The organism is Paraburkholderia flagellata (assembly GCF_021390645.1).
Lineage (GTDB): Bacteria > Pseudomonadota > Gammaproteobacteria > Burkholderiales > Burkholderiaceae > Paraburkholderia > Paraburkholderia flagellata.
On sequence record NZ_JAJEJT010000001.1, the window covers coordinates 2,613,065 to 2,630,857 of the forward strand.

15 protein-coding genes are annotated in these 17,793 nt (G+C 54.1%); 4 read left to right on the top strand and 11 right to left on the bottom strand.

The window, feature by feature from the left end:
* Positions 1-4: 4 nt before the first annotated feature.
* From gmhB to L0U83_RS11730, 4 genes are all read left to right on the top strand, one after another.
* Entirely contained in the window at positions 5-568 is a 564-nt protein-coding gene (gene gmhB, locus L0U83_RS11715) for a D-glycero-beta-D-manno-heptose 1,7-bisphosphate 7-phosphatase (protein ID WP_233882873.1), read from the top strand.
* A gap of 41 nt (positions 569-609) precedes the next feature.
* Positions 610-1,371 (top strand): lysophospholipid acyltransferase family protein, encoded by a 762-nt coding sequence (locus tag L0U83_RS11720; protein WP_233882875.1) that lies wholly within the window; start codon positions 610-612, stop codon positions 1,369-1,371.
* A 178-nt stretch (positions 1,372-1,549) separates the two neighbouring features.
* On the top strand, positions 1,550-2,437 hold the full coding sequence (locus L0U83_RS11725; protein WP_233883880.1) for a M48 family metallopeptidase: 888 nt from the start codon (positions 1,550-1,552) through the stop codon (positions 2,435-2,437).
* Positions 2,438-2,570: 133 nt separating this feature from the next.
* On the top strand, positions 2,571-3,761 hold the full coding sequence (locus L0U83_RS11730) for a hypothetical protein (RefSeq protein ID WP_233882877.1): 1,191 nt from the start codon (positions 2,571-2,573) through the stop codon (positions 3,759-3,761).
* Here L0U83_RS11730 and wzy read toward each other — a convergent pair whose 3' ends face one another.
* The 11 genes from wzy to L0U83_RS11785 form a co-directional block, all read right to left on the bottom strand.
* On the bottom strand, positions 3,762-5,123 hold the full coding sequence (wzy, locus tag L0U83_RS11735) for an O-antigen polysaccharide polymerase Wzy (RefSeq protein ID WP_233882879.1): 1,362 nt from the start codon (positions 5,121-5,123) through the stop codon (positions 3,762-3,764).
* Positions 5,123-6,259, bottom strand: coding sequence for a glycosyltransferase family 4 protein (locus tag L0U83_RS11740; RefSeq protein WP_233882880.1), 1,137 nt, complete (start codon positions 6,257-6,259; stop codon positions 5,123-5,125). Before L0U83_RS11740 ends, wzy begins: the two co-directional genes overlap by 1 nt.
* 1 nt (position 6,260) lies before the next feature.
* Positions 6,261-7,781: a lipopolysaccharide biosynthesis protein gene (locus L0U83_RS11745; protein WP_233882881.1), complete on the bottom strand. Its 1,521-nt coding sequence runs from the start codon at positions 7,779-7,781 to the stop codon at positions 6,261-6,263.
* A gap of 15 nt (positions 7,782-7,796) precedes the next feature.
* On the bottom strand, positions 7,797-8,957 hold the full coding sequence (locus L0U83_RS11750) for a glycosyltransferase family 4 protein (protein WP_233882882.1): 1,161 nt from the start codon (positions 8,955-8,957) through the stop codon (positions 7,797-7,799).
* Between the two features lie 131 nt (positions 8,958-9,088).
* Positions 9,089-10,192: a glycosyltransferase gene (locus L0U83_RS11755; RefSeq protein ID WP_233882883.1), complete on the bottom strand. Its 1,104-nt coding sequence runs from the start codon at positions 10,190-10,192 to the stop codon at positions 9,089-9,091.
* A gap of 16 nt (positions 10,193-10,208) precedes the next feature.
* Positions 10,209-11,243 carry an SDR family oxidoreductase gene (locus L0U83_RS11760; RefSeq protein WP_233882884.1) on the bottom strand — a complete coding sequence of 345 codons (1,035 nt, stop codon included), beginning with the start codon at positions 11,241-11,243 and terminating at the stop codon, positions 10,209-10,211.
* Positions 11,244-11,271: 28 nt separating this feature from the next.
* A complete protein-coding gene (gene tviB, locus L0U83_RS11765) occupies positions 11,272-12,564 on the bottom strand; it encodes a Vi polysaccharide biosynthesis UDP-N-acetylglucosamine C-6 dehydrogenase TviB (protein WP_308445033.1) in 1,293 nt (430 codons plus the stop codon).
* A 3-nt stretch (positions 12,565-12,567) separates the two neighbouring features.
* Entirely contained in the window at positions 12,568-14,802 is a 2,235-nt protein-coding gene (locus L0U83_RS11770; protein WP_233882885.1) for a polysaccharide biosynthesis tyrosine autokinase, read from the bottom strand.
* A gap of 98 nt (positions 14,803-14,900) precedes the next feature.
* Positions 14,901-15,335 (bottom strand): low molecular weight protein-tyrosine-phosphatase, encoded by a 435-nt coding sequence (locus tag L0U83_RS11775; RefSeq protein ID WP_233882886.1) that lies wholly within the window; start codon positions 15,333-15,335, stop codon positions 14,901-14,903.
* On the bottom strand, positions 15,335-16,342 hold the full coding sequence (locus tag L0U83_RS11780) for a polysaccharide biosynthesis/export family protein (protein WP_233882887.1): 1,008 nt from the start codon (positions 16,340-16,342) through the stop codon (positions 15,335-15,337). The genes L0U83_RS11775 and L0U83_RS11780 overlap by 1 nt, the downstream gene beginning before the upstream one ends.
* 215 nt (positions 16,343-16,557) lie before the next feature.
* A complete protein-coding gene (locus tag L0U83_RS11785) occupies positions 16,558-17,640 on the bottom strand; it encodes an MraY family glycosyltransferase (RefSeq protein ID WP_233882888.1) in 1,083 nt (360 codons plus the stop codon).
* Positions 17,641-17,793: the final 153 nt, after the last annotated feature.

The window sequence follows — 17,793 nt, forward strand, 5'->3', positions numbered from 1 at the left end:
CGCCATGCCGAACAGCACCACCAGAAAACTCGTGATCCTCGACCGCGACGGCGTGATCAACGTCGACTCCGACGCGTTCATCAAGTCGCCGGACGAATGGGTCGCGATTCCCGGCAGCCTCGAAGCGATCGCGCGCCTGAACCAGGCGGGCTATCGCGTCGCGGTGGCGTCGAACCAGTCGGGCATCGGGCGCGGACTGTTCGACATGGCCGCGCTCAACGCCATGCACGCGAAGATGCACCGCCAGGCCGCGGCCGTGGGCGGGCGCATCGACGCCGTGTTCTTCTGTCCGCACACGGCCCAGGACCATTGCGAGTGCCGCAAGCCGCAGCCGGGCATGCTCAAGATGATCGCGGAACGCTTCGAGATCGAACCCGCCGATACCCCGGTGGTGGGCGACTCGCTGCGCGACCTGCAAGCGGGCGCGGCGCTCGGCTTTCGCACGCACCTCGTGCGCTCGGGCAAGGGCGAGAAAACGCTCGCCGCCGGCGGCTTGCCTGAAGGCACGCTGATCCACGACGACCTGCGCGCTTTCGCGCTCGATTTTCTAGCGAACTCCCATGCGTGAAGGCTCAGGCCGTTCACGCGTACATTAACCCGGCTCGACCGATGCGCTTTCTCCGCTCCCTGCTGCTGTTCATCTACTTCATCGTCTACACGATGCCGTACGCAACGGCATGCTTTATCGCGTTCCCGTTCATGAACGCGACGCGGCGCTACTGGATGGCCGTGGGCTGGTGCCGTTCCACGCTCTTCGTCGCGCGCTACCTCAATGGCATTCGCTACCGCATCGAGGGCATGGAGAACCTGCCCAACGGGCCAGCCGTGCTCCTCTCGAAGCACCAGTCCGCATGGGAAACGCTGGCGTTCCCCGCGCTCATGCCGCGACCGATGTGCTACGTGTTCAAGCGCGAGCTGCTGTTCGTGCCGTTCTTCGGCTGGGCGCTGGGCATGCTGAAGATGGTTCACATCAACCGCAAGGAAGGCAAGAACGCCTTCACTTCGGTTATTCGTCAGGGCAAGCAGCGCATGGCCGAAGGCGCATGGGTGATCATGTTCCCCGAAGGCACGCGCATACCAGTGGGCAAGCAGGGCAAGTACAAGACCGGCGGCCCGCGCTTCGCCATTGAAACGGGCGCGCCCGTTGTGCCCATCGCGCACAACGCGGGCCACGTCTGGCCCCGGAACTCGTTCATGAAATATCCGGGTATAGTCACGGTGTCGATCGGCAAGCCGATCGAGACGACCGGACTCACGCCCGACGAAGTGAACACGCGCGTGGAGCAGTGGATCGAAGCGGAAATGCGACGCATCGATCCTGAGGCGTATCGCGAAACGGATGGCGCAGCGGCAAAAGCAGCGCGGATTTGAGGCACCGATGCTTGAAGTGCTGGCTCGCGTTGCGCGGAGGGTTGGCGCGCGAGTGTTGGCGCTGCTCGCCGCGCGGCTGAGCGCGCCGCGCAACACTGCGCCAGAAGCCCTACGCAAACGCCCCGCGAAAAGCGGCAAACGCCCACGCCGCGCACGCCCATCCGCACCAGGCCTGACGATGCAGAAGTCCCCCACGCCGCGCCCAAACGCGGCACTCGACAACCGGCAGCTCGACTTGCCGCTTTTTGCTGAACCGGCGCCTGTTCTCGCGCCTGATGCGTCTTCCCCCTCCCTCACACCGCAGCCTGCTCCTTCGCCCTCGCCTGAACGGCCAGGTAAGGCACCGCTCGCGCCGGATGGCACGCGGCTGCGTACTGCCGTGCTCGGTGCGCGCACGCTGCATTACCGGCTTAGGCGCTCATCGCGCAAATCGATTGGATTCGTGATCGACGGTACTGGGCTTAGCATCACCGCACCCAGGTGGGTCACGATCGCCGATATCGAGACTGCTATCGCCGAGAAGCAGCGTTGGATATTCGCGAAGCTCGCCGAGTGGCAGACACGCACGGAGCAGCGAGCCTTGCCGCGTGTGGAATGGAGCGACGGGGCTGAACTGCCGTTTCTTGGCAAGCCGATTACGGTGAAGCTCGGGGCTGCTTTGCTCGCCTTCGACGAGGCGACGCGCGTGCTCGCGTTGCCGTTACCGCCGCATGCTGAGGCGCAACAGATCAAGGATCGCGTGACTGGATGGCTTCAGGGTGAAGCGACGCGGGTTTTTGGTGAGCGGCTTGAGGTGTATGCCGAGAAGCTTGGGGTTTCGTTTCGGTCTTATGCGCTTTCTTCGGCTGCCACGCGGTGGGGAAGCTGTTCAAGCGAAGGGAGAATTCGCTTGAACTGGCGGTTGATTCATTTTCCCCTCTCTGTTGTCGACTATGTGGTTGCGCATGAGCTCGCGCATTTGCGGGAGATGAACCATAGCCCGAGGTTCTGGCAGACGGTGGAGTCGATTTTTCCGGAGTTTCGCGAGGCGAGGAAGCAGTTGAAGCAGCATCCGGTGGAGATGTGAGACACAGAACGACTGTGCGTGTGACCAAGTTGGACTGTGATCAACAAATCGCTGCGCGGCATGACAATCAGCGCACTTCGATCGCATACGCTCTGTGCTTTTCCCAACGAGCAGAAGAGCCCCCGTCCCTACTATGCGCCACGTAACATGCGTTACCGCCTTCCTTCTGGGCTTGACCGTTGCATGCCATGCAGCGTCCGAGCAACCTCGAAAATTTCTGGTCGTCGAACCCGCCGTAGTTGAGCAATGGATTAAAACCCACGGAGCCGAATACAAGTACATCTGGCAAAGCAGGAACGATGGCCGAAATGGAGCACTTTGGGAGCACTACGCCCCCAATACTATTCTGAGCAGCTACTTTCCCTACCTGCGAGATTCAACCGGAACCCCCTTGTCCGAATGGTTGATGCATCATCCCGAATGGGTTTTGTATCGTTGTGATGGAGAGAACGTCGCGTTCCAGTTTGGAAGGCCGATTGTGCCCTTGGACATAGGTAATCCGCAAGTCAGAATGTGGCAGATTGCAAATTTCTCCGCTTCCTGGCAAACCGATGTCGGTATAGACAATTTCCAACTCGGCGACCACGAAAGAGCATGTGGGATAAAATCGCCTTCCGGGACATTTAAGCCGATCTACTCAGGCTCCGCCGGAACCGAAAGATTAAATTCAGTAAAACTGGCGTGGCTCGACCAGGTGGCCCAAACGCTGCATCGCGCTAAAAAGACCTTAACGCTCAATTATTCACTTGACGTACCGGCCGAATCGGAAACTGCACACCGCATCATCTCATCGGTAGACGGAGTGCTGTACGAGGATTACTGGGGTGGAGAATTTCCAAAGGGAATACTCACCAGCAATAGTCGAATGTTGGAATTGATGAAATTTTTTTCGCTCGCGCAGATAAGGCAAAAATCTGTTCATTTCATCTTCCAACTTAAATCAGTAGATAGGCCTAGCGTTCAGACCGCGATGGCCGTCTATCTGATTAATTCAAATGATCGAACCGATATTTTCATATCGGCAATTCAGCACTACGGGATTGTTCCCAGTTACCTCGGTTATGACAAGTTCGTCGGAGAGGCTTGCGGGCCCGCGACCATCGGTCGTGACATCATCGTGAGAAGGTTTGAAGGCGCCGATGTTTTACTACATCTACCCGATGCCGCGCCCGCTGTCTTTCATCCGCGTACCGGACGATACGCGGACGTCGATGGCAAAGATCTCGCAGAGGATATTTATTTGTCTGGCCCAGTCGGCTTGGTCGCATATCGCAGAGGCAAGAGAGCCTGTAAAAATCTAGGGATCGAAGTGACAGAAGAGTAATTAGCCACTACGCCGCCCCAGTATGCGTACGATCATGTATAAAATGTAAAAATAAACAAGAAAACTAAAGACAGTCGATATACTTGATCTCGGGAGCATAAATAGTTTCAAAGACAATCCAACACAAACTGCCGTCCACACTCCTGACATGCGCCCTCTATCGTCCAGCCATCTCACGCCTAATCCACAGAGCAGTGAAAATATTGCAAACACTGGGAAAAATCCAAACGAATAAACATATAAATCGCTCAACAGCGTCCAACCCAAGCCAAAGCCGGCAGCGTAACCGCTCGGGCTCGCAGTCCAGGACAGATAGTTTAGAAAGTTAGCATTGTGCAGTTCCACCGCTCCAGAAAAGCTTTTCAAAATAAAGAGCGCCCCCGGCATCAAAGATTGAATGTAAGCAGTCAGCGGAAATGCGGAAACGGTTTGCGAGAAAGCAAACACCCCCAACGAAACACCTTGAGAATAGACGAAATAAAGCGGAATCTCTGCGATGTTCAGATCATCATGACCGCTAGTTCTGGCAGAGAATTGCATTACAACTTCAAGCACCAATCCCATTAATACGAAGATCGTCGCAATCTTCCTTGCACTGATTGAATTATTTCTTCCATACAACCACACGAGCAACATGAGAACAGAAATAAATCCACCTCGAGTGCCCGCAATCAATGAAATGATGGAAGAAGCAATCAGCAGTACGATAGCAACCCTTCTCGTCAATGAGGATTTAGTTGTAAACGCGAGAGAAATCGAGACATAAAACAATATGCTGATAGTTGCTGCTCCGGCAGAGTACTCCCCCGCTTGAGCTGCATAAATGGATTCGTAACCACCTTTAAACGCTGAAACTACAGCACTCAATCCAGAATAAATCTGCAACAACGAGAACACAATAATCAGCAGGGAAACTATATAAATATTTACCTCTCGATCATCAGTCTCGTAATTTCTCTCAAAAACAAATAGAAAATAACCTATATTGTACAGACATATAAACGATGACAGGTACAGAAAAGACGAACCCCGAATATCTTGACTTGCTACATATGACGTCATCCAGTTCAGGTCAAATGCACCTTCACCTGAATCGTATCCAAGGAATATCGCAATAAATCTTCCACAAATAAACAAATAAAATGACGCACTAAACAGGAAAAATAGGGAAGCGAATACACCCTTCACCGCCCTTGTACTAAAAAGTGTAAAAAAGACGAAAATCATGACTTCAGCAGCATAGACGCTATCCGAAACCACAATTCCTGAACGACCAATGAAATATTGAATCACCTGAAAGGAAAACAGCATTAACCAAGCCACTTTGACCGGAAATCTGGCTCGCACAACTCTGTGGTTCATTATTGACTACCCCGTATGCATAGGGCGCGCCACTGCTTAATAATTTCATTACGATCAAATCGACTGGAGGCGGTTCGAGATGCAGACGACATATTCAACCGTCTATTTCTGTCATCTATAAGAATACTCATAGCTTGCGCCAAACCATGGATGTCACCAGGTTTGACGAGAATTCCATCTCGGCCATCCGAGACAATTTCGGCTGGTCCGGTCAAACAGTCAAAGGCAACGATAGGCAAGCCGTAGGCTTGCGCTTCGATCAGGACCATCGGCAAGCCTTCGGCTCGCGAGCTTAGGCAATATATATCGGCGCTCCGGTAGTAGCGGGCGACATCGCTCTGCTTGCCGGCGAATACAACTGAGTCTGCAACACCGATCTGCTTTGAAAGACTCTTGAGGCGCCCCTCTTCGGGACCGTCACCGACGATTACAAGTGTCCATCCAGCACACCTCGTGTTGTCTCCGCATGTGACTTTCCAAGCTTCAATCAGGAGATCATAGCCTTTCAATTCAACCAGCCTACCAACCGAAAGAACCATGTTCTCCTTCACGTCGCCAGCTGTTACTAACTCGCCTTCGAAGGGGCATGGATTATAAACTACTTCAACCGTTGCATATGGCTTGAGATTCGTAATCCACATCTCTTGGTCTTGTCGAGTCAAAACGACTACCACGTCGGAATAGCGCGCTGCCAGCCACCGCCCCCATCGACGCTCCCTTCGGCCGAGATCGTTCGTTAGATTGAAGTGTTCCCACGCTACCCGTTTAACGTTACAAAACGACAACGCAGCCGTCGAAAACAAACACATGATTGGATCAACATCAACCCACACGTCGACCTTCAATTTACGCAGTAACTTTCTTATCTCATGCAATATCAAGAAGTAGTTCTTTTTGAATGACGTTTTCTCTTCAAAAATAGAAACCATCCTCACACGCTCATCCACTGCGAAGAACGGCGACCCAATACTCGCGAGACTCAGAAGGGTGACATCAAAGCCTGCCTCGGCAAGCCCATTTGCGACCGATATCGCAGATCGTTCGGCGCCCCCGAACCCATTAAAATTTTGAAAGAAGAAACAGACCGTTCGTTTTCCGTCTATGGAAGCTTCATTCACTAGATTACGGAAACTCATTTCAACGACTCATAACCCATGAGCGCTGCCACCCGCGAAATCGCCTTATCACATCGACATTAGTAAAAACAGAAACAAACGCACACACTGTAATGCAAAGCACAAAATACAGAAAATCGCCGAGTCTACTCCCCCCCCACGGGAAAGGCGCATTTTTCAACAAATAGCCGACGATCGCTGTCGGCAAAAATCCTGGCAACAAATCGTGGAAGAACCACTTCCACTGATAAGCGGGAAGCAAACGCCAATGCACAATCGAACCCCACACGAACAAATAGATGATGGCCTGCCCGCACCACACCATTCCGGTACCAATGGCGCCATAGGTCGACGCCGCCCAGAACATGACCGGAACTACCAAAATGGCCAACAGACAACAACCCACAAGGTGCAAGCGCAAATTGCCGTGGGCGTACTGAAGACTATAGAAAAGTGACGTCATCGCTTGAAACCCGTTTCCCAATACGTACCAGAACATGATTGGAGACACCTTAGCAGCCAGGCTGGCATCGCCACACCAAACGAACAACAGATGATCGGAGAAAAGCGCCAGTATGAATGCTGCATTCAGGACGACACTCACCGAGAATCTTGTTGAAGCACGATAGATTGCTAGTGCGCCAGATGTATCGCATCGTTCCAACAAGATTGTCAGGCGAGGACCTAATACGCTCGTAAGCGGCCCAGTCAATATCGTGACCCCGCTCGCGCAAAGCACGGCCATCGAGAAGATTCCAAAATCAGAAAGCGAGACTTTCTTCGAGAGAATCAACCTGTCAACCTGAGTCAGCAGCGTCCATGCCGTGGTCGTCAGCATCAGTGTCAAGGACATTTTTCCAAACGTCACCAGATCTGGGCGCTTGCCCTCATCACAATCTTTCCCTGAGTTCTCCTTCGAAGTTATTTTTTTCACTTCCCAAGCCATACCTAGCGCTTCAAGAATGGCGATCGCTAGTTGATACGAAAAGTAGAGCTTTATATCTGGCCCGCAGACCCAAACCAACAACACCGCGCCTATTGTCCGAAGCGAAACCATCACCGCATTGAATGAATTGAGCCATAACTGCTTTTCCATCCCTATGATGACACTGCGATAGGGCTGTATTCTCCAGCGAATCGCGACGGCGATGAGCATAACGACGATCGAAAATACAACGTCTCGTACGCTCAGAATATGGACGTTGAGCCAATGTGCCGCAATCCAGCCCGAAGCTGGAATGGAGCACCCCAGGAAAATGATCGTCATCGAAAGAAAAATTCGATTAGCGAACCGAATGAGATACTTGAACTCCGACGCTGAGTAATTTCCAGATTTATAGCGACTCGCCGCCCTACCCAACGTAGGAGACATTCCTGCATCCATCAGTAAAAGCCAGCCCTGAATCATCGTGAAAAACCCGACCAACCCGTACGCCTCAGCCCCTACGAGCCTCAGCAACACCGGGACGATGATAATATTTAGCAATGCAGCATATAATTGCCCCGCATAGCTAGCAATCAAACTTTTTTTCATACTTTTCATCGAAAGGAGTCGGAATCAGCGTCCTTCCAGTTCTTTGTACGCATCTATTGTCTGTTTGATGACTACGCTCTCGTTGAATTCAGCGAAAGCCTTCTTTCTGGCGGCCACCCCAAGCTTCCTCAGCAGCCACCGATCCTGCTCTAGCGAGCGAAGCGCATCTGCCAGTGCACCAGCATCGCGCGGCGGTACGAGCAGTCCGTCTTGACCGTTGGACTGAACAACTTCCCGGCAGCCCGGAACGTCAGTTGTGACCAAAACTAGCCCGGATGCTCCTGCTTCGATCAGCCCCTTCGGCAAGCCCTCCCGGTAACTGGGCAGCGCCATGACATCCATCGTCCTGAGGAGACGGGGCATATCGTCCACATGGCCAAGCCACGTGAGCACCCCCTCGCGCACCCATTCCGCTACCTCTTTTTCATCTATCGCTGCCGGATTGCCCTTGTCAACCGCACCTGCCAAATAGAACTGAATGGCCTGCCCCTCGGCCTGCAATATTTTCGCCGCTTCAACGTATTCAGCGATGCCCTTATCCCATTGCAATCGGGCTGCCAGTAACACCTTCAATGGCTCGTTCACCGAGGTATCCCACACCTTTTGTGTAAAGCGCTCACAATCAACCCCGGAACCCTTGATGAGCCTGATGTATGAGGCGGAGACAATCCCATAATGCAAAAACAATCGGACGTCGTCAGGATTCTGTAGAACTAGCAGACTGTTCTTCGCCTTAAATGTGAATTGCATGAGTCGGCGCAGAACGGGACGCAAGATCATTGCTTTCACGTCTCTACTCGTGAAGACATAGCCCAATCCCGCAACCGCATTAATTCGAGCGGGAACATCCGCCAGCCAGCCGGCCATTGCGCCGTAAACCGCGCATTTAATCGTGAATCCGTGTAACAAATCTGGAGCCTCACGACGCAAAAAACGTGTCAGCCAAAAAACGAAAGCTATCTCGCGCAACGGATTCAAACTCTTCCGGCGCATCGGAGCCACTTCCCAGCGGAACCCCGCTTCGCGAAGCTTGGGGCCATAAGGTCCGTCAGGCGACAGCAAAACAACTTCATAACCGCTTTCCCGGATTGCTTTTGCCAAGGAAAGTCGAAAGTTATAGAGATACCAATCCGTATTGGCAAAGAGCAGCACCTTTTTTGGTGCCCTCTGCGTTCTATCTTGCATGGATTGTCTCCCGTGAGTCGTCACTGCTATCGGCACATCGTCTTCGCCTGAATAGCGGGTTAGTCGGTACGGCACGATACGCACTTCTACGCTGCAACGGCGAGCCAACATCTGACCAGTGGATGCGCGAATCATCGAAGAAGTAACCGGTCATAGAGGTGTAACCATTCATCTGCAGTCCGGCGCAGAGAAAAATGCGTTTCAACCCGTTTGCGGCCTGCCTTACCCTGACGCGCGCGCGCGGCGACCGGCATCTGAGCGACGGCTCTCATCGAAGCAGCCAACGCTTGCCTATCGCCACTCGGCACCACAGTGCCCGCATCTCCCACCACCTCGGGCAGCCCCCCCGCATCTGTAACAACAATAGGTATTTCCGTTGCCATCGCTTCGGCTGCGGCGAGACCGAAGCCCTCCCATTGCGACGCCAGAACGAAAAGGTCAGCCATATTCATCAATTCCGGAACATTGTCGCGGCTACCTAAAAAGGTCACCAACTCCGAGTTTTCAAGCCGACTAACTTGCTCGCGCAGTTCAGCCGCAAGCGGCCCGTCACCCACTATAACGAGTCGGGCGTGCCGAATTGACGAGCAAACATCGGCAAACGCATCAATGAGGAGCGGATAGTTCTTCGCTTTAGTAAGACGGCCGACAGCAAGTACGACAAAATCTTCCCTGGCAAGGCCCAGTTCCATGCGTACACGCAAACGCGTCGCAAAATCAGGATTAAATTTCGAAACGTCGATCCCGTTGTACACGGCACGGATTTTTCCATCCGGGGCGGCACCTATCTTGATATATCGCCGAACAGCGCTGGCGCTCACGTTGGTCGTTAAATCGGTGAATCGATCCGTGTACCGATACATCAGCATTCTGAAATAGCCGCCTTCAACATTGCTGTGTGCCGTGCTGACGAGTACAGGGCAACGAACCAACGGCCGAATAAGTCGGGCGATGATGTTTGCATGAAACATATGTGTGTGCACTACGTCGTACGCGCCTTCCCTCAGCGCACTGAGGAGCTTCATAGACATAGACAGCAGTCCGAGGATAGACTTTCTCTCGTGCAATTCCACGAGACGGACTTCCGGAGAATCAGGCAGCACGTGGCTGCTCCTCCCTGTCATTGAAAATATCGTCACGCGGTGTCCTCGAGAAGCAAATTCACCTGCCAATGCAAGGATTTGCGCCTCAGCACCACCAATTCCAAGACCCGAAATGACAAATGCGATGTTCATCGAGGCGATTGGCAACCTACGCCACTTCTCTCATACGACGCACGTACCACGGCATCGTCCGCGCAATCCCGACGCTCATTGGTATAGCTTCGCCGTATCCCAAAGCACGCGCAGCTTTTTCAACCGATGCCTGCGAATGACGCACGTCTCCTGCGCGAAAACCTCCGTAGACGGGCTCGTGTGCGCAACGGACGCCGTTTTCGGTCAATGCGTCTTTCAATGCCTCGTACAACTGTTTTAGCGTCGTCCGATCACCAACCGCCACGTTGTAGACCTCGTTCTTCGCATCATCAGTGGCCAAAGCAGCGAGGATATTGGCCTGCACGACATTCTCGACAAAGCAGAAGTCGCGGCTCGTCTCGCCGTCGCCATTGATGATCACATTGTTGCCACGTATCAATTCGGCGGTCCACTTTGGAATCACAGCCGCATACGCACCATCCGGATCCTGGCGTTTGCCAAAAACGTTGAAATAGCGCAGTCCGATCGCACGGAAGCCATAGCATCGTGCGAATACGTCCGCATACAGTTCATTGACGAGTTTCGTCACCGCGTAAGGCGACAGCGGCTTTCCAATACGATCCTCAACTTTCGGCAACGCAGCGTGATCGCCATATGTGGAACTCGATGCCGCGTAAGTAAAGCTTTTTACCTTCGCCTCGTGTGCCGCAACCAGCATATTGAGAAATCCACCAATGTTGATGTCATTCGTCGTTGCCGGGTCAACTAACGAGCGAGGAACCGAACCCAGCGCGGCCTCGTGAAGTACGTGGTCCACGCCGAACACGGCGCGCGCGCAGTCACTGGGATTGCGGATGTCACCTTCAAACATGTCAAAACGGTGCCACTGCTCCGGAGTCACCGAACCTCTCACCTCTTCGAGATTGTGGCGATAGCCCGTTGAGAAATTGTCTAGCCCCACTACGTGCTGATCGAAACTCAGCAGCTTTTCGAGCAGATTGGAGCCGATGAACCCTGCGACTCCTGTCACCAACCAGCGTGCCGGTTCACACTTGATATTGTTGCAAACGGACGTATAACATTTAGTCATTTCCTGTTTCTCGCTGTCGTGCGTCTGCTCAAAGTCGGATGTCCGACGCCTCAGCCGGAAACACATATTTAAGGTCGTACAAGACGTGGTTCGGCTTACCAAACGCACGCACGGCCTCGATGCCCATTTGCGCAAATTCCTTATGCGCGACCGCCACGACAATCGCGTCGTATGCGTTAAGCGCTGGTTTATCGATCAAGGTGAGCCCGTACTCGTGTCGCGCCTCTTCGCTAGAGACCCAAGGGTCGTACACGTCGACACCCATCTCGTACTGCTGCAATTCGTCGACGATATCGACGACGCGCGTATTGCGCAGATCCGGACAGTTCTCCTTAAATGCAAAGCCCAACAGCAGAACGCGGACGTTGTTCATCGCGATGCCACGGCGCGTGAGTGCCTTCACTAGCTGCGACGCAACGTATATTCCCATGTTGTCGTTCACCCGGCGGCCAGCGAGGATCACCTCCGGGTGGTATCCAATCGCCTGCGCCTTATGAGTGAGGTAGTAAGGATCCACACCGATGCAATGACCGCCCACAAGCCCCGGACGGAACGGCAGAAAGTTCCATTTCGTTCCAGCGGCTTCCAGCACAGCTTCGGTGTCGATGCTCATGCGGGTGAAGATGATCGACAGTTCGTTGATGAGCGCAATGTTCACGTCGCGCTGCGTGTTCTCGATTACCTTCGCGGCTTCCGCAACACGAATGCTGCTCGCCCTGTGCGTGCCCGCGGTGATAATTTCGCCGTACAGAGCGTCGACGGCATCCGCCGCTTCAGGTGTCGATCCTGACGTCACTTTTCGAATCGTCGAAACCCTATGGGTCTTGTCTCCGGGATTGATCCGTTCGGGGCTGTACCCGACGAAAAAGTCCACGTTGAATTTGAGACCGGACACGCGTTCAAGCACCGGAACGCACTCTTCTTCGGTTGCGCCAGGGTAGACAGTCGATTCGTAAATGACGATATCGTTTTTCTTTAGTACGCTGCCGATTGTCTCGCTTGCGCGATAAAGCGCCGTCAGATCAGGGCGCTTATATTCGTCGATTGGCGTCGGGACAGTTGCAATGAATATCGTGCATTCGCGCAGCCCCTCTGGCTTGCTGGTGAATGTCAGCCCACTTGCCTCAATGAGCTCGGCCTCACTGACCTCGAGCGTAGAGTCGTGGCCTGCTCTCAGTGAGTCGATACGCGCCCGGCTGATATCAAACCCCACCACGTCGCGACGCTTGCCAAATTCGACAGCGAGTGGCAGGCCGACATACCCCAAACCGATAATGCCAATTTTTGTTTCGCTGGACAATTTCACGGCTTCTTCCTTCAATCTTTATTTGCTTTCACGTTTTTCATAGTCGTATGAAACATACCTATAGCTAGCGTATTTCCCGCCATACGAGAACTTTCCGAGTGATCGCATTCCGTTGAACAAAAGACCACTTACCTGAGCGCCACCTTGTGTTATTCGCTTTACCGATTCATCGATTTCACCCACCCGTGTTTTCCCGTACTTGGCTACGAGAAATATGCGACCTGCGTGTGGCGCCATGATTTCCGCATCCGAGACAGCGAGTACAGGAGGCACGTCGACCAGTACGACGTCGTACATCCGAGAGGCTTCTTTCAGAATACTTCCCCAGACACCATTGATTAATAACTCGGATGGATGCGACGGGAACTCACCAGTCGAGAGGAAATCGAAATTTGGCCGGACCGCAAGCAATGTTGCAGCGGCAAGCGACAGTCTTCCCGCCAGTACGTCTGCCAATCCGCGTGTCCGCCCCACTCCGAGATACTGATTCAGATAGCCGCGACGCATGTCGCCATCAATCAGCAACACACGCTTTCCCGACGATGCAAACAGATCCGCAAGATTTGCGGAAATGAATGATTTTCCGATGCCGGGTGTCGGTCCACTGATCATCACGATGTTGTTGCGAGCCTCCAGCAGTGAAAACTGCAGCGCCGTGCGCAGGCTGCGAAGGCTTTCCACAGCGGGATCGCTCGGACGGGCTTTCGCAAGCACAACGGACTTGGCCTCAAGCCCATCAATCTTGCGCGCGAGTCCGGCTTGCGCATCACTGTGGGGGATTGTCACTAGTACGTTGAGGCCCGTGTAGGTTTCAAAGGTATGCGGGTCAGTCACACCGCGAAAGAGCGTATCCCGCAGCCACGCCAGGACAATCCCAAAAACTAGCCCGAGCAATGTCGCAGCCGCGATGACCGGAATCTTCTTGGGTTTGACGGGAAGTTCTGGCACGTAGGCGCTATCAACGATACGGACATTACCGATCTTGCCTGCCTTGATAAGACGCAACTGCTCCATGTTGTTCCGCAGCGCGATATACAAATCCGTGTTGACGCGAACATCGCGCTCAAGTCGCACTGCTCCCTGCTCATCGAGCGGCAACGTTTTGATTCGCGCTGAAACCTGGTTGAGCTGCGTTCGAGTTGCGCCGACCTGCTCATCGATCGCTTTGACGGCCGGGTGCTGGTCGCCAAAGCGCGTCAATAATTCTTCGCGCTTTTGCCGCAGCGTAAAAAGCTGCGTTTCAAGATCGGAGGACTGTTGTAAGACTACCTTCGCCTCCTGGTTAGTATCGATGATTCCGTGCTCGTTCCGATACTGGTTGAAGCGATCTTCCGCCTGTTCCAGTTCGTGCTTCATATCCGGTTCCTGCATTGTGAGGAACTGGAGCGATTGCTCAGCTTGAGCGGCCTTGCGGTCGGCATTCTGCGTCACGTACTGATGGCCGATCTCGTTTAGGGTGGCTGCAATACGGTCGGGATCTTTGCCCTGCAAAGCGGCAGATATGACGTCCGAGTCCTTCCCGACGGTAGAGATCTTCAAACGTTTTTGAACGTCGTCGATTGTTTGCTGACGCGAACTACGCGTCAGCAGGAAAACCGTCCCAGAATTGGCCGCTATATTTCGAACGAAAAGGCGCGCCGGGCCAGCAGACGTTGAGAATGTTAGGGGGCTCCCAACCTTCCCGCTAACGGCGTGATCGACTCCTTCGCCCTCAATCCGGTATTGGCCGTCACCTGTGGCTGTCAGCTCATACTTATGCTCGTAGAGATCGGAGGGCACATCGAACTGCTCAACCTCGATGCGCTCGGTGCCCCATGCGTATCCGCCCATGCCGAGAATGCCAGGGCTTGATGTGGTCTTGGCGCGACGCGCGATCCATCCACCGATGACGGGAAACCTTCGCGGCTTCGCACTGATGTGGAGTTTTAGACTGTCAACTACACGCGAGACAACAAGCCTCGATCCCAGAATCTGTATTTCAGAGTCGGATGTTGACTTTACGTCGAACATCGATGAGAGATCACCGATCAAGCTCTTCGCAGCGCTATCCGGGCTGTCTTCGACCTGGACGACGAGATTACTTTCGTATACCGGCGTTGCCAAGTACGCGTACAGCGTCCCCAGCAGCAGGAACGATACCGTCACGACAGCAATCAACAACCGATTTGCGATGAGCACATCCAGGATGGTCGCAAGGTCGATCTCATCCGATTCGCTTTTTGTTGCGACAGTGGATTGATTCAAAGGAGACATGGCTACAGCAGGCCTGCAAATTCAATGCTTCCGTTGCGTCCGAACTGCATACATGCGCAGTCGGCCGAAAGAGGGGTTATAAAAAACGGAGACTCCGCCTAGAGAGCGAGAATTCGATCAATCCATTCAGAGACGCCCCCTTCGATCAACTCGGTGCAGGAGGCAAATTGTTCTCTGGTGCCCTGATAGGGATCCGGGACGTCGAAGTCAGCAAATTGACCAATGCGATAGATACGTCCACAGGCAAACGTATAGTTTTGTTCAACGATGTATTGTTGTTGGCGATCCATGACCAGGATTAGATCTGCCTCCTTGCAGAGTGACGTCGAAACCTGACGCGCGCGATGCGAAGAGATGTCAATTCCACGTTCGGCCATGAGCAAAACGGCGTGTGGCTCGGCCGCCGAACCCACTAGCGCGCCTATACCTGCTGACTCCACGTGAAGCGTCGGCAAACGCTCCCGGAGGATCCCTTCTGCAATGGGGCTCCGGCAAACGTTGCCCACGCATAAAACGAGAATTGACGAAATCATCAATAACCTCCCCAAGCCTGACGACCCACATTGATGCCCTGGGCACTTGGCAACAGCAGATTCATCACGCGACTCCAGCGAGCAAGGCCCGTCGAATCGACGTACACAACATCCTTCGGCTCCAATTCGAAATGCTCAGCCAGTGCGAGACCGACAGGAGACGTGCTGTCCAACCTGAATACATCGGGCTTTGCGGGATCTTCCGTCGCGCGCACGACGTAGATCGCAGCGGGTTCAGCGCTCGTCGGATTCACACCCAGCCCAGCACCCAACGCTTCGTTGAGCGTCAACCGCCCGTCGTGCATCGGCAGCGCGGCCGGATGTGTGACCTCTCCCGTCACGAGCACCTGGTTATAGGTCTGTGGCGGAACACGAACTACATCGCGATCTTTCAATAGAATTTTTGAAGCGTCTATTTGGTTAGCGGCGAGTGCCGGCAAATCGATACGAATCGACTTTCCACCGCGAATCAATTGAATACGACTCGTATCGCCTTGGCCAGCCGTCACACCATTGGCTTCGCTCAAAGCCTCGGCGAGCGACATGGGGACATTCGTAATCGGCTTCACGCCGGGCTGCGCAACCTGGCCTTCGACAAAAATTCGCTGACTGCGATAAGCGACAACGCTGACCGTCATCTGGGGGTTGCGCAAATAAGGCGTGAGCGATTGCTTCAGTTGTGCCTGCAATTGCGTCGCAGTGAGCCCTGCCGCTTTGACGCTTCCGATGTAGGGGTACTGGATCTTTCCATCTTCGCCGACGACAAAGCCGGGAACCGCTTGCGTGCTCAGGCCGGGACCGCTTGGCAGCTGGCCAGCGGTATCACCAATCGTATAGGTCAAGTTGGGGACGACCAGTTCCGGGTGATCCCAAGTGATGATCGAGAGGACGTCGCCAGCCCCGATGCTATATGGCGTCGCTGTGCCGAGCAGTTCTCGAACCTCGTCAGACGAGGCAATTCGCGCGGCCTTCTGTTCGCGAACCAACCCCGGCGTGATTTGCTTCACGAGCGGCGCCGAGTTCGGATCCGTAGGGTCAACTGGAGCGCGAGCCTCAAAGCGCATCCCTGGAGCCAATGCGCAAGCGCCCAGCGACGCAGCGAGCGCAGCCCCCATTAGCACGGATCTGATATGACGGAAGAGCAACATTTGCGAATGATTCAACAAGAACTCAGAAGACTCGGGTATCGCGAGATGGGACCTTCGCTTAAGGCGACCAGATTTCAAAACCTGGACTTCAGCCAAGACGGCGTTTTGAAGCGTGCGATTGAGAAGTAGAGCCAGACATAGGTCACGCAAAACAGCGCGGAAAAGAATGCAAGTATCAAGGGCCTCTCCCAGAACAGCGTTGCGGGCCCGACTGCCGCGAACGTGAGTAACCATAGGCGCGGAGTTGTGCGGGAGTTGCGGTTGTTCCACACGTTCTCGACAACATCCGCTTTCACCGCGCGGCGGAATAGCAGCGCGTGTAAATGGCCCCTGTCGGGTGCGCCAACCGGCACGCCACGAAGGACCTTGCGCCGGTAAATGGAGAAAAGCGTCTCAAACACGGGATAGATGGTGACTAGTGCCGCGTAGAGGGGTGACACCTCCCTGTGACGCACTACTAGCAGGATGAGCAACTCGGCAGTGAAAAAGCCGGTAAAGTACGCGCCACCATCGCCCAGGAAGACCTTGGCTACCGGATAGTTCCAAAGGACAAAACCGAGGATTGCACCAATCAGAGCGAGTGACATCGAGACAATCAGATGATCGCCAACAGCTTGTGCGACGCAGGCTATCGAAGCGAGAATCAGAATCGCGACGACTGATGCAAGGCCGTTGAGTCCGTCGATAAGGTTGATCGAATGGACGACGCCAGCAACGCCCAAAACCGTGAATACGGTTGCGGCGACAGGAATCAGAAGTACGAGGTCGAGCCCCGGCACATTGGTATGAGTGACGATTGCCTGGAGCGCCCAGCAGGCCAGTGCAGCCGCGCCCACGGCACAAACGAGCCTGAGGCTCGCGCTGATCTGCTTGGTTAAGTCTTCGGCGAAGCCAGAAAGGAACGCGGGCGCGGAACAGATCAGCAGATCCCAATGCTCTCGCGCACCTACGCGGCCAGAGTACTCCTCGAAAGCAAATGCAAGCGCAAAGCCAGTAAATATCCCCAGTCCGCCGATACGGGGTACGGCAGTACCGTGGATCTTTTGTACGCCCTTGAGGTCATGGTCCATCGACAGTACGCCATGTACGTGTTTCCAACGTACGATCATCATGACGACCAAGAACGATACGAGAAACGCATTCAGCAGGATCGACATCGGGACGCTTCCATCAAGTGGCGTGAAGCTCGTTCCGAGACATCCAGGAACGAAGCGAGTCATTGGAACGACCAAAATTTCGATAAGGTGCCGGCACTTCGCCCATCGAGTGTTAGTGGATCTAGGAGCCCGCGCACTATGAAACCATGTGCT